Here is a 12728-nt window from a genome sequence, read left to right as displayed (position 1 = left end):
AGTCTGCCGCCCGTCTCCGGAGGTAGCAAGATGACCGATTCCGTACGACGTCATGCAGGCGTGATCACCAGGCGACGAGGGCCGTTGGCCGTCGGTGCACTACTGGTGGCCGCCGTGCTCACTGCCCTGCCCGACCCCGCGGCCGCCGGACCGGCTGCCGGTCCGGCGGCCGCAGTCACGAGTGGGACGATCACACTGTTCAACAGTGACCCGCACACGTTGATCGGTGGCCCTGTCGGTGGTCAGCCGCCGCTCGCCACCCCCGACTACGGACCGAGCAGCGCGATGGTCGCGCTGATCGACAACACACCGGCCGGCGCGTCGATCCGGATGACGAACTTCGACATCCAGACCGACGTGAACGGCGGCCTCATCGACGCCCTGAACAACGCGTCCCGCCGCGGCGTCGCCGTGTCCGTGGTACTCGACGAGTACAACTCGGAGCACGGCAAGAATGCCGCAGATCTCATGGACGCCGCGATCCACAAGACCTTGTGCGAGCACGGATGCATCAACACCGACGGGTCCTCGATCGGCACCGACGGCGGGAAGCCGGGCATCGCGCACAGCAAGTTCTTCCTGTTCTCCAAGACGGTCGACCAGAACGGCGTCACCCGGACGAACGTGGTCGCCAACGGATCGCAGAACTTTACCCGGCAGCAGTTCATCATCCACAACAACTGGGTGGTGAGTTACGACGATCCTGCGCTGTACAACGGCTTCCTGAACTTCTGGAACGCCCTGGACGCGCAGAACGCACTGCCCACCAACCCGGCGGTGTCCACCGCGGTCACCAGCTCGACCGGGCTCATCACGACTTACTTCTACCCGCGTCCGAAGGCCAACGACCCGGTCGCGGACGCCGTCAACTCGGTGGACTGCAGCAAGGGCGGCCAGATCTACGCCGAAAGCTCCACCTGGGATTCGGACCGTACGGCGGTGAACAACGCCCTGATGGCGCAGGCCGACGCCGGGTGCACCGTGCAACTGATCATGGACGCGGTGGACGGGCCGGAGAGCAACGACGGGGTGAACCTGAATGACGGCTCGGATACCAACGAGCTCGTCATGCCGACCTCCGCGAACATCAACATGAACTCCAACGTGTTCGCCACCCACGGGATCACGGTGTACGGCTCGGCGCCGGGCGGCTGCCGCTACTCCACGGAAGCCTCGCTCAACCACTACTGCGACTTCGTCGGCGGCGGGTCGCACGAGAAGTACCTGGTCGTCAACGGCACCTCACCGGCGGGAGCCCCGGTCAAGAAGGTCCTCACCGGTTCCGAGAACTTCGCGAGGCGTGCGCTCACGTCGTACACCGAGGTGGACCAGATGATCACCGACCCGACGATCACCCAGGGCTTCATCGACGACTTCAACCGGCAGAAGTCCGAGACGATCACGATCAGCCCGGAGAAGTACCCGAACGCGTCGTACACGACGGTGAACTCCGCGGCATCGGGCTCCCAGAAGCAGGCAAGTATCGCCCGGGTCGCCAACTACACGGCGGTGGCCTGGGCCGACAACGGCAATCCCACGCCGGCGGCCGCCGGCAAGTTCGGGGCGATCTACCTGAAGCTCATGCGCAGCGACGGCTCGGTGGTCTACGAGGTACCGGTCCAGGCGCAGGCGGCCGCATCGTCCGGAAGCGACTACGAGTCTCCGAGTGTCGGAATCGACAGCAACGGCAACGCGGTCGTCGCCTGGCAGGACGACGACGACCACAACGGCAGTGACAACATCGTCATGCGTTCGGTCACCAACAACGGCACCGCCACACCGGTGATCGGATCGCGCGTCACGGTCAATGCAGTGGCGACCGGTGAGCAGAGCTCGCCCTCGCTGGCGATGACCCCGGACGGGCACTTCAGCGTGTCCTTCCTGGACGACCAGGCCGTCACCGGCAACACGCAGGTCCGGCTGGCGACGTACACCTCGGTCGCCGCGAAGGTGAACGAGATGCAGGTCAACGGCACGAGTACCGGCTCCCACAAGCAGGCCAAGGTGGCGGTGTACCCGACGTCCGGCGGTGACTGGGCCACGATCGTGGTCTGGAACGACGACTCCGACGCCAACGGCATCGGTGACATCAACGGGCGTGCGGTGACGTCGACCGGAGCCGCGGTCTGGGCCGAGCAGCGGCTGAACGGCGACTACACCGGCGACCAGACCGTGCCGGTCGTCAGTGCCAACGCCACCGGATTCGTCGTCGCGTGGGAACTCTGGACCGGCGGGACAGCGTGCCACACGTACTCGCTGCTGCAAGGCGCGCAAGCCCCGACGGCCTCCGACACCGGCCGATGCATCCAGGCACGCGAGTTCAACGCCTCGGGTACGCCGACGGCGCCGGAGTTCGAGGTGTCGAAGGGCCTGTTCTCGACGAACGCGTACGTCGGCAGCAATTCGTGCTCGCTCTGCCCGGTCCCGAACCCGAACATCGGTGACCAGCGGGCGCCGAGCGTGGCACTCGACAATGTCGGCGACTACGTCGTGGCGTGGGAGGAGCTGACGCCGTACCACCCCGGTTGGGACATCTTCGCCCGCGGCTTCACGAAGGGCGGCGGTGCGAACGCCGGCACCCTGAGCGAATACCAGATGAACCCGGTGATTCCCAACAATCAGGTAAACCCGGTGGTTGCCGCCGACCCGAGTGGCAACTTCTCGTTGGTCTACGAGGACGACTGGGACCGTAACGACTCCACCCAGTTGATAGAGCGGAGTGGATTCTTCATCAGTTGACGGCAGCGCGGCCCCGCCGACTCGGTGGGGCCGCGCCCAATGTGGTCAGGTCAGCGACCGGGGCAGCCGCGCCCCCTAACCTGGACCCAAGCACTGGTCGTCGTTGCGCCTCCTCGGCCGCGAGTACGGCCCGGTCAGAGGAGAGCACTGTGGATGTGGTCAACAAGGGCGGTTTGCACGGTCAGGCGGTGCAGCTGATCGGCACCCGGATCGTGCAAGGCCAGTACCAGCCCGGCGACGTACTCGACCCGGCGGACATCGAGCGTGAGCTGAATGTCAGCCGGACGGTCATCCGCGAGGCGCTCAGGGTGCTGGCCGCCAAGGGCCTGGTCGGTGCGCGGCCCCGGAAGGGCACCTTCGTGCGGCCGCGTGGGGACTGGAGCCTGCTCGACGCCGAGGTACTCCAATGGCAGTTCGGCCGGGCCGACAACAACGACCTGCTGCGCGACCTGGTCGAGGTGCGGGACATGATCGAGCCCGCGGCCGCGGCCGCGGCCGCGCGCCGGCGTACGGACGAGGACGTCGAAGAGTTGGCTGCCGCGTTGGCTGAGTTGCGGGACGCCGGCGACGACCCGATCGCGCTCACGACGGCGGATCTGCACTTCCACCGGGTGCTGCTGACGGCGACCCACAACGAGTTGCTGACGCGAATGTCGGTCGTGATCGAAGTGGGGCTCCGGGCGCGGGACGTACTCGTGCACTCCGGCTCCGTCTGGAGCGATCCCGTTCCGTTGCACGAGGCCGTCTTTGTCGCCATCCGGCGCCGCCAGCCGCGGAAGGCACTGACCGCCATGCAGGCGCTGCTCAGCCAGGCCGGTGAGGCGTCGATTCCCGAGTGATGAGCTGAGATCAGCGGCCGCGCTTCATGATCCCGTCGGCCAGCGCGTCCGCGGCCTCGCCGAGCCGGAGTCCGGCGACGTCGAGTCGGCGCAGCAGCTCCCGGGTCTTCAGGATTCTCATGTCGAGCGGCTGCTCGAAGAGTTCGGCCAGCTCGTGCTGGTAGCACTGGCGTACCCGGCCGACGGCCTTCTTCGTGCCGAGCGTGACGTGCGCGGCCGTCGTACCGTCGCTCAGCGACCGGGATGCCTGCTGCAGTCCCTGCAGGCCGTCGATCAGCGCGTCCAGGACCGGTACGACGGCCGGCGGGCGATCGAGGGCGTACAGGTCCGACTCGCGGACGAAATCCCGCACGTTGTCGAGCACGTCGTCGATGCAGCGTGACAGCCGGAACAGGTCCTCCCGATCCACCGGGGCGGTCAGCGTCGCGGCCAGGGCCTGGACCATGCGCCCGCGCTCCCGGTCGCCGCGATGCTCGATCGAGCTCATCCGACTACGAGCCTGGTCCGCCGGCAGCCCGCCGGCGGCCATCTCCCGAGCGAGCGTGGCCCCGTCGATCGCGGCGTCGAGCTGGCTTCCGATGATGCCGATCAGTTGCCTGTCCGAGCGGCCGAGCAGGTCGCCGACGAAGCGGCCCAGCCGGGACGCCCTCATCGCAGGCCTCGCACGGACGCGGCGCCGGCGAGCGCCAACGCGACGCTCGCCGGAAGGGTCAGACACCACGCCCTTCCCAGCCTGGCCACCCCGGTCCAGCGCACCCGCCGCCGGCTCTCGCTGACGCCGGCTCCGACGTACGCGGCGGCCACGACCTGGGTCATGCTGACCGGCATGCCCGCGGCCACACTGGTCAGCACGGCTGCGGTCGAGGCAAGCCCGGCGGACAACTCGTGGACCGGGCGGACCGGCAGCAGGTCGTTGCCGAACGCACCGGCCAGTCGGCGGGCGCTGACGATCGAGCCGGCGCCGAAGCAGCCTCCGATGACCAGCATCGTTCGAATCCCCAACGTTGGTCCGGCCGCACCGCAGACCGCGAACACCGCGATCATCTTCTGGCCTCCGTTCGCTCCGTAGGCGATCACCTGGCCGAGGTACGCGGCGCAGGTCGCCCAGCGCACCGCGGCGGGCAGATACGGTCCGCGGCCGAGCCGTCGGAGAGCGCCGGCGAACGCCGCGCCCGCGAACGTTCCGGCCACCGGGGCGATCACACCGAACAGCAGGATGTCGCCGACACCCGTCCAGGAAACCGGAAGACCGAACCCGAGGCCGGCGCCGGTGATACCGCCGACCAGCGCCAGGCTGAGACTGGTCGGCAGCCGCAGCGTCGTGAGTACGGCGACGACCAGCAGCGCACCGCACAGCCCGATGCCGAACGCGATCCGGCCGTCCGGTGCACCCGCGTCGACGAGCCGGCTCGCGAGCGTGTGAGCCACCGCGGTGCCGAGCACCGCCGGGACGGCCACGACGCCGATGGTCAGCGCCATCAGCGCACCGATCGGACGGAGCGGCCGCAGATGCAGCCCCATGGTCAGGATGGCGCCGCCCTCGTTCGCACCGGTGACCAGGGCGAAGGCAAGCGCCACGACGGTCAGGACGATCCGGATCACCCCCTCAGTGACGAAGATATAATATGATTTAATTACTTGGCGTCAAGGTCTGGGGGATCTGGAGTATTGACAGTCGCGATAAGAGTCCTATTGTAAGATAATCATACTTTTGGAGGTTGAGTGGTGAATCGGACCCCCCTCGCCGGTCTGCGGGTCGTGGATGCGACGCAGATGCTCGCCGGCCCTCTCGCTGGGATGCGCCTGGGTGATCTCGGCGCCGACGTCGTCAAGCTCGAGAACCCGCGGACCGGGGAGTTCAACCGCGATCACGGGTTCGCCGGCCTCCAGATCGGTGGCGAGATGACCACCTTCCTCGCGGTGAACCGGAACAAGCGCAGCCTCGCGCTGGATCTGAAGGACGCGCGGGCCCACGACGCGCTGGTCGAGGTCATCGCCGGAACCGACGTCTTCCTGCAGAACTTCCGGCACGGCACCGCGGAGCGGCTCGGTATCGGCTACGAGCAGGCGCGCGAGATCAACCCACGGCTGGTGTACTGCTCGATCTCCGGCTACGGCTCGAGGGGCGCCTTGCGGGACCGGCCGGGCCAGGACCTCGTTATCCAGGGATACAGCGGGTCGATGTGGTCGGTCGGCAAGGCCGGCGACGCCCCGGCCCCGGGTGCGCTGTGGGCCGCGGACGTGATGGGTGGCTACCAGGCGACCATTGGCATCCTGGCCGCGCTCCAGGAGCGGGCGATCAGTGGCCAGGGGCAACATGTCGAGGTCGACCTGTTCAGCGTCGTCCTCGATGCGCAGCTCCAGGAACTGGTCACTTTCCTGAACACGGGGGTTCAGCCGGAGCGCACCCAGGAGGCGACCGCGCACGCGTCGATCCCGGCGCCGTACGGGGTGTATCGCACCGCCGACGGCTGGCTCACGTTGGCGATGTGCCCGCTGCCCGCACTCGGCAAGGTGCTCGACGACGACATGCTGATCGGTCTGGAGCACTACAACGACGGCCACGTCCACAAGGACGCCGTCTACGCACGGATCCGCGATCGCTTCGCCGGCCGGACCACCGCCGAGTGGATCGAGCGGTGCGATGCCGAGGGCGTCTGGGCCGGCCCGGTGTACGACTACGAGCAGCTCGCCGCCGACCGCGACGTCCAGGAGAGCGGGGCGTTCGTGGAGCAGCCGCAGTACTTCGGGACGTCGATCCGGACAGTCCGGCCGCCGATTCGGATGTCGCGGACGGCGCCGAGTGTCCGGATGGGTGCACCCGCACTGGGCGCGCACAGCCGGGAGATCCTCGGCGAGGCCGGAGTACGGCCGGAGGTTGTCGAGCAGTTGATCGCCGCGGGCGCGGTACGGGCCGTGGACGTGGACCCGAGCGAGCAGGAGATCGAACAGACATGGGCGTAGGTGAGGACGGCGGCATCGTCGTCAGCAAGGACGGGAACGTCGCGACCGTCACCATCGACCGGGAGGCCAAACTCAACGCGATGACCGTCGCGATGGACCGGCGGATGAACGAGATCGTGTACGACCTGAACCAGGACTACGACGTCCGGGCAGTCGTGCTGACGGGCGCCGGTTCGCGGGCGTTCTGCGCCGGCAGCGACATCAACGACCTCGGCGAGTACGGCAGCGACTGGGAGTACCGCAACCGGTTCGACGCCCGGAAGGACTATGCGCGTGCCATCTGGCTCATCCGTGCACCGGTCGTCGCGGCGATCCGCGGCTACTGCATCGGCGGCGGGCTCGAGATGGCCTGTGCGTCGGACACCCGGATCGCCAGTCACAGGTCGTCCTTCGGGGCCAGCGAGATCCGCTGGGGTTGGCACGGCGGCTCCGGCGCGACCCAGTTGCTCACCCGCGCGGTCGGGCCGGGACATGCGAGCCGGATGCTGCTGACCGGCGAGCGGATCGAGTCGGACGAGGCTCTGCGAATCGGCCTCGTCGAGGAGCTGCGGCCCGACGACGAGGTGCTGCCGGCGGCACAGGCGCTGGCGGCGGCGATCGTCGCACTGTCGCCGATCGCCGTTCAGCGCACCAAGAACATGATCCGGATGGTCGGCAACATCCCACTGGACGTCGGCCTGCTGGTCGAGAACGACTCGTTCGCCGCCTGCATGACGACGGCCGACGCGGCCGAGGGACGCGCCGCGTTCGCCGAACACCGAACCCCGCGATTCGAGGGCCGCTGATGGTCGAACTGGCACCGGGTGTGCACCGCATCGACACGCCACTGGGCGATCGCGTCAACTCGCTCTGGCTGATCCGGGGCGACGACCGCGCGGTCCTGTTCGACACCGGCGTCGATGGAGCGATTCCATCCGCGGTGCTGCCATACCTGGGCACGCACGGCGTTGATCCGGCGTCGGTTGCCTGGGCGCTGGTTTCGCACGCCGACGTCGACCATTTCGGCGGCGTTGCCGACGTCCACGACCAGCTGCCCGGAGCCCGGGTCGGTGCGCACCGGCTGGACGCCGAGCTGATCGAGAACTACGAGAGGTTCGAGGACGAACGGGTCCGCGGCTTCCGCGAGCCCTGGCGGTACGACGAGTCGCCGGACGGCATTGCCTGGTGTCGCTCGGTGGCGCGGGTGGACTGGGTCGACGATCGCCTGAACGGCGGAGAGCTGCTCGACCTGGGCAACCGTCAGGTGCAGGTGCACTCGGTGCCGGGACACACGGACGGACATCTGGCCTTGTACGACAGCGATGGCGATACCTGGTGCATCTCGGATGCGGTGCTCGGTACGTCGGTCCCGCTCGCCGACGGCACCCCGGCCTTCGCTCCGACGTACCGCCACGTCGACGACTATCTGAACACCATCGCCTTCCTCGAGCGGGCGGCGCCGCGGATGCTCTGCACCGCCCACTACGGGGTTTTCGCCGGGGACGACGCACTGAGGTTCCTGCGGGAGAGCCGTGCGTTCGTTGACGAGCTCGACCGAGCCGTCGTGGGCTCGCTCTCTGACCGCGGACCGGCCACGTTGCAGGAGATCCTCCCGGCCATCAACGAGCAGGTCGCGCGCTGGCCAGTGAAGGACACCGAGATGTCGCTCGCGTTTCCGGTGGTCGGCCATCTCGAGCGGCTGATCATGCAGCGTCGGGTCGCGGTCACGACGAACTCCGAGGGGCAGGCAGTCTCCACGCTGACAGCGTGAGCACCCGTCCTCACCCTTCCTGACATCGAGTTGGGACGTTGTGTTCGCTCAGTGCGCCCCCGCAGCATTCAAAAGTTGGGCGATTTCTTCGTAGCCGTGGGACTGCGCGTGTTGGAGGGGTGTGGTGCCGTCGGCGTCGGGGAGGTTGGGATTGGCGCCGGACTGGAGGAGGAGGGTGACGATCTCCTGCCACGGGGTGGTGCCGCGGCCGAGGATGATGGCTTCGAGGAGGGCGGTCCAGCCGAGGTTGTTGACGTGGTCGACGTTGATGCCGGTCTGGAGGACGCGGCGGACGTAGGCGACGTGGCCGCGTTCGCTGGCGGGGATGATCGAGATGCCGCCGAAGCGGTTGCGGAGGTTGAGGTCGGGGTTCGCGGGGAGCAGGGTTTCGAGCATCGCGACGCTCCCGGTGACGCCGGTGGCCAGCCAGGGGGAGTCGAGGCGGTCGTCCTGGGCGTTCGGGTCTGCGCCCAGGGCAACCAGTAGGCGGGCGACGTCGACGTTGTCGTTCAAGGACGCCAGCAGGAGTGCGGTACGGCGATTGCCGTCGCGGGACTCCAGCGGTGCACCGGCCGCCAACGCTGCCGCCGCGAGGTTCGCGTCGCCGGTCGTGGCCGCCTGGAGCAACGCGGTCGGAGGGTACTCCGGGCGGGCGGTCTGCAGGACGGCGAGTACGTCGGCCGTCGCGGCCCGCAGCGGCGTCGTGCCATCGCGTTCCGCGGGCTTGTCCCGGTCGGCGCCGGCGGCGATCAGCAGGCGGACGGTGTCGACGTACGGCGGGGTGCCCCGGCCGAGCAGCACTGCTTCGTGGAGGGCGGTCCAGCCGAGGTTGTTGACGTGGTCGACGGGGACTCCGGCGCGGATGAGTTTGCCTACGACGGTGGCGTGGCCGCGTTCGGCGGCGCGGATCAGCGCCGTACCGCGGTAGCTGTCGAGGCTGTGGACGTCGGCGCCGTGGGCGAGGGTGAGGTCGAGCAGGTCGGCGTACCCTTCGCTGGCCGCGATCAGGAAGGCGCTCTGCACGGTCTCGTCAAGCGCGTTCACGTCCGCGCCGGCGGCGATCAGCCGGGCGGCCTCGGGGACGTCGTTCTGCCAGGCGGCGGCGATCAGCTCGGAGGACATGCTAGAAAGTATACAGATCAATACTCAAACACAGCACGTGGCGTCAAATGATCGATAGTTGTATACATTAGAGCTGTGAAAGAGCTTTGCGGGGCCATGCTGCGGGATGTGTCCATCGGTGAGCTGGCGGGGCTCGGCGGGCGGGTGCTGGTGCTGCCGTCGCCGCGGGCGGTGAGTCCTGGGCTCGATCGCGGGGAACTGCGCGAGCTGCGGGCCGAGGCCGAGCGGCACGGGATCAGTCTCGAGGTCAGTATCGGCGAGGTTCATCCCGACCGGCTGCAGTGGGAGGAGAAGCTCGCCCTGCTGGCGGCCGGCGAAGTGCTGGGCGTGACCGCGTTCCACACGTCGTTCGGCGTGCTCGCGGACCGGCTGGCCGGGATGGCGAGCTGGTCGCGGCAACTCGAGCAGGGAGTGCCTGGCCTTCGCGAGCTGGTCGCGCGCGCCGAGCGTCCCGTCGTGATGCGCACGCACGAGGAGATGACGACGTTCGAGCTGTGCCGGCTGGCCGCGGAGGTACCGGGCCTGCAGGTGGGATTCAGTCCGGTGAACGTCGTGACGCGCCTCGAGGATCCGCTCCGCGCGCTCGATCGGGTCGCCGACCTCGTCCGGACCGTCTTCGTCGACGACACCTGGGTGGTCCGGACTCCCGAAGGACTCGCGCGCCGGCTGCGACGGATCGGCGACGGCGACCTGCCGTGGCCGGCGATCGTCGCGCGGCTCGCCGATCGGCCCGTCGACCACGTCCTCGACATCCACCGGGCCGAGTTCGACATGCCGGTGTACGACGAGGACTGGCTCGCGCTGCAGCCGGACCTCGACGTCCGGGAGCTGGTCGCCGTCCTGCGGTCCGCGCGGGACGCGGGCGAGCAGACCCCGGCGGCGGAGCGCGCGTCGTGGGGCCGGGAACTCCTGCGTGCGGCAGGGGTAGGGTTGGGCGACCGGAGCAGTTCGGAGTAAGGATGACGGGGTGAAGCAAACGTCCGGGCCGCGGCTGTCGTCGCGGCTGTACGAGGAGCTGCGACGCGGCATCATCACGGGCGTGTACCCCCAGGGCCAGCGATTGACCGAGCAGAGCCTGGCGGCCGAGCTCGGCGTGTCCCGGATCCCGTTGCGCGAGGCCTTGCCGCAGCTCGAGGTCGAGGGCTTCATCCAGAGCTTCCCGCGGCGCGGCGTGGTCGTCAGCCGCTGGACGGACGAGGCCGTGCATCACGTGTTCGACGTACGGATCGCGCTCGAGGGTCAGGCCGCGCGCCTGGCCGCACGGCGGGCGGCGAACGGGAAGGCCGAGCTCGACCGGTTGTGGGAGCGGCTGGAGGAGTCGGAGGCCCAGATCCGCGCCGGGGATGCGCTTGCGGTCGCGCAGGCGAACGCCGACTTCCATCAGGAGGTCGTGGCCGCGACCGGCAACGCGTTGATGTCGTCGCTGATGGCGGCGGTGGCGGGGCGGCTGGTGTGGATGTTCTACCTGTCCATCCGCAGCGACCCGAAGAGCCCGAGCCCGGAGCACCGCACCGTCACGCAGGCGATTGCTGACGGCAACGAGTTGCTGGCCGAGTCGATCATGCTCGCCCACATCGAGTCCGGCCGCGAGCCGGCCCTGCGGATGCTGCGGCAGAGCTTCACCGAGGCCTGAGCTTCCGCGATTCAGTGCGGCTCAGGCCTTGACGCACGTCTGCGTTCAACCCAAAATGTATACATTCCATAGCAACACCTCTCTTTGATCTCCTGCTATTTCAGGAGATCTGGTTCTACTGCGCCTTGATGAGGGGAACGAATGAATACAAAGTGGCGAGCCGCGCTGGTCCTGCTGGCAGTTGCCCTGAGCGGCTGTACGGCGGGCCGCGCGGCCTCCGGCGGCGCTGCGGCCCAGGACGTCCTGGTCTGGGGGCACAAGGGCCAGGTGCCGACGCTCGACCCGGCCAGGTCCGACTACTCGCAGACGAACGACGTGGACCGACTGCTCTACGACACGCTGCTCGACTACGGTACCGACGGGAAGCTCGCCGGCCGGCTGGCGACGAGCTTCACGTACTCCGCCGACGTCCGCTCGATCAGCCTGAAGCTCCGCGCCGACGTGAAGTTCCACGACGGTACGCCGTTGACCGCGAAGGACGTCGCGTACACCCTCGACCGGAACCGCCGGATCGGGCAGGGCATCGACACGATGACCAAGTCGTACGCGTCGACCGAGGTCACCGGCGACCACGACCTGGTCATCCGCCTGAACAAGCCGGACACGTTGTTCCTCGGCGCCCTCAGCCGCGTGTACGTCGTGAACTCCACGCTGGTGCAGAAGAACGCGGGCACCGACCTCGGCCAGTCGTGGCTGGCGAGCAACGACGCCGGCTCCGGCCCGTACACGCTCGGCTCGTCCGAAGGCGGCCGCGTCGAGCTGCATCGGTACGACGGATACTTCGCGCCGAAGCCCGGCCGCCCGAAGACGTTCGTCCAGCTGCAGGTCGACGAACCGGGCGCGCGCCGCGACGGCATCGTCGCGGGCCGGATCAACGCCGCCGACATCGACGTCCACGACATGAAGGCGGTCACGGCCGGCGGCGGCAAGATCTACCGGTCCACCGGCAACGGGCTGATGTCGGTCTATTTCAACACGCAGTACGGCGCCGCCGCGAACCCCGCGGTGCGCGAGGCGATCAGTTACGCATTCGACTACCGCGGCGCGCTGGACAAGATCGAGTTGGGCAACGGAACCCTCGCGAACGGGCCGTTGCCGCCGAACCTCGACTGCCGTCCCGCACTGCCGACGGTCCAGCAGGACCAGGCGAAGGCCCGCAAGATCCTGGCCGATGCCGGGCTCCGCGACGTGAAGCTGACGTTGCGTTTCCAGCCGTCGTTCTCGGACCAGGCGCAGGTCGCGACCTTGCTGCAGTCCAACCTGGCCGCGATCGGCGTCAAGCTGGCGCTCCAGCCGATCACGTTCCCGGCGTACCTGACGATGCTGAGCGACTTCCGGACCGTCCCGGAGATGATGCTGGCGACGGAGTCCCCGGCGTACCCCGATCCGGGCGTGATGCTGTTGCAGAGCTACAGCTCGAAGGCGGTCGGCACCAACAAGACCGCGTACAAGAACCCGAAGGTGGACGCGCTGCTGACGCAGGCCGCGGCCGCGCCGGAGGCCGACCAACGCTGCACGCTGTACCGCCAGGCGCAGACGCTGATCGCGGCCGACCATGCCGTGATGCCGATGATGTTGTTGCTCGGGGCAATTGGCTACACCAACGATGTCGGCGGCATCGACCAGCACGCGGTGACCGGCGGGTTCGACCTGTACCGGCTCGAGATCCAGAAGAAGTGAG

The 12728-nt window shown here is 68.5% G+C and carries 11 protein-coding genes; 8 read left to right on the top strand and 3 right to left on the bottom strand.

Features of this window, described 5'->3' with window-relative positions; translation table 11 throughout:
* Positions 1–30: 30 nt before the first annotated feature.
* Together ACXJJ3_RS16520 and ACXJJ3_RS16515 are read left to right on the top strand one after the other, a co-directional pair.
* Positions 31–2739 carry a phospholipase D-like domain-containing protein gene (locus ACXJJ3_RS16520; protein ID WP_458170983.1) on the top strand — a complete coding sequence of 903 codons (2709 nt, stop codon included), beginning with the start codon at positions 31–33 and terminating at the stop codon, positions 2737–2739.
* Between the two features lie 149 nt (positions 2740–2888).
* Positions 2889–3578 (top strand): FadR/GntR family transcriptional regulator, encoded by a 690-nt coding sequence (locus tag ACXJJ3_RS16515; RefSeq protein WP_458170982.1) that lies wholly within the window; start codon positions 2889–2891, stop codon positions 3576–3578.
* A gap of 10 nt (positions 3579–3588) precedes the next feature.
* Here the strand turns inward: ACXJJ3_RS16515 and ACXJJ3_RS16510 are convergent, their stop codons facing one another.
* Positions 3589–4230, bottom strand: a complete 642-nt coding sequence (locus ACXJJ3_RS16510; RefSeq protein ID WP_458170981.1) for a DUF47 domain-containing protein — start codon at positions 4228–4230, stop codon at positions 3589–3591.
* Positions 4227–5180 carry an anion permease gene (locus tag ACXJJ3_RS16505; RefSeq protein ID WP_458170980.1) on the bottom strand — a complete coding sequence of 318 codons (954 nt, stop codon included), beginning with the start codon at positions 5178–5180 and terminating at the stop codon, positions 4227–4229. The genes ACXJJ3_RS16510 and ACXJJ3_RS16505 overlap by 4 nt, the downstream gene beginning before the upstream one ends.
* Before the next feature lie 123 nt (positions 5181–5303).
* On the opposite strand from ACXJJ3_RS16505, the gene ACXJJ3_RS16500 reads away from it, so the two are divergent.
* From ACXJJ3_RS16500 to ACXJJ3_RS16490, 3 genes are read left to right on the top strand one after another with little or no spacing between them, the layout of a single operon-like run.
* Positions 5304–6542 (top strand): CaiB/BaiF CoA transferase family protein, encoded by a 1239-nt coding sequence (locus tag ACXJJ3_RS16500; protein ID WP_458170979.1) that lies wholly within the window; start codon positions 5304–5306, stop codon positions 6540–6542.
* The gene (locus tag ACXJJ3_RS16495) at positions 6533–7327 is read left to right on the top strand and encodes an enoyl-CoA hydratase/isomerase family protein (protein ID WP_458170978.1); all 795 of its coding nucleotides are present in this window, start codon (positions 6533–6535) and stop codon (positions 7325–7327) included. Before ACXJJ3_RS16500 ends, ACXJJ3_RS16495 begins: the two co-directional genes overlap by 10 nt.
* On the top strand, positions 7327–8292 hold the full coding sequence (locus tag ACXJJ3_RS16490; RefSeq protein ID WP_458170977.1) for an MBL fold metallo-hydrolase: 966 nt from the start codon (positions 7327–7329) through the stop codon (positions 8290–8292). Before ACXJJ3_RS16495 ends, ACXJJ3_RS16490 begins: the two co-directional genes overlap by 1 nt.
* Before the next feature lie 48 nt (positions 8293–8340).
* Here ACXJJ3_RS16490 and ACXJJ3_RS16485 read toward each other — a convergent pair whose 3' ends face one another.
* The gene (locus ACXJJ3_RS16485) at positions 8341–9414 is read right to left on the bottom strand and encodes an ankyrin repeat domain-containing protein (protein WP_458170976.1); all 1074 of its coding nucleotides are present in this window, start codon (positions 9412–9414) and stop codon (positions 8341–8343) included.
* Between the two features lie 108 nt (positions 9415–9522).
* Here ACXJJ3_RS16485 and ACXJJ3_RS16480 point away from each other — a divergent pair, with 108 nt between their 5' ends.
* From ACXJJ3_RS16480 to ACXJJ3_RS16470, 3 genes are all read left to right on the top strand, one after another.
* Entirely contained in the window at positions 9523–10371 is an 849-nt protein-coding gene (locus ACXJJ3_RS16480; protein ID WP_458170975.1) for a sugar phosphate isomerase/epimerase family protein, read from the top strand.
* Between the two features lie 10 nt (positions 10372–10381).
* Entirely contained in the window at positions 10382–11047 is a 666-nt protein-coding gene (locus tag ACXJJ3_RS16475) for a GntR family transcriptional regulator (protein WP_458170974.1), read from the top strand.
* 141 nt (positions 11048–11188) lie between these two features.
* Entirely contained in the window at positions 11189–12727 is a 1539-nt protein-coding gene (locus ACXJJ3_RS16470) for an ABC transporter substrate-binding protein (RefSeq protein WP_458170973.1), read from the top strand.
* The last annotated feature ends 1 nt before the right edge of the window (position 12728 follow it).

The organism is Kribbella sp. WER1 (assembly GCF_054189145.1).
This window is presented reverse-complemented; position numbering and strand designations above follow the sequence as displayed.

Bases quoted from the DNA above. Each gene is read 5' to 3' on its own strand.
- ACXJJ3_RS16510 (WP_458170981.1), bottom strand. From the start codon at position 4,230: ATGAGGGCGTCCCGGCTGGGCCGCTTCGTCGGCGACCTGCTCGGCCGC.
- ACXJJ3_RS16485 (WP_458170976.1), bottom strand. From the start codon at position 9,414: ATGTCCTCCGAGCTGATCGCCGCCGCCTGGCAGAACGACGTCCCCGAG.
- ACXJJ3_RS16490 (WP_458170977.1), top strand. From the start codon at position 7,327: ATGGTCGAACTGGCACCGGGTGTGCACCGCATCGACACGCCACTGGGC.
- ACXJJ3_RS16470 (WP_458170973.1), top strand. From the start codon at position 11,189: ATGAATACAAAGTGGCGAGCCGCGCTGGTCCTGCTGGCAGTTGCCCTG.
- ACXJJ3_RS16495 (WP_458170978.1), top strand. From the start codon at position 6,533: ATGGGCGTAGGTGAGGACGGCGGCATCGTCGTCAGCAAGGACGGGAAC.
- ACXJJ3_RS16520 (WP_458170983.1), top strand. From the start codon at position 31: ATGACCGATTCCGTACGACGTCATGCAGGCGTGATCACCAGGCGACGA.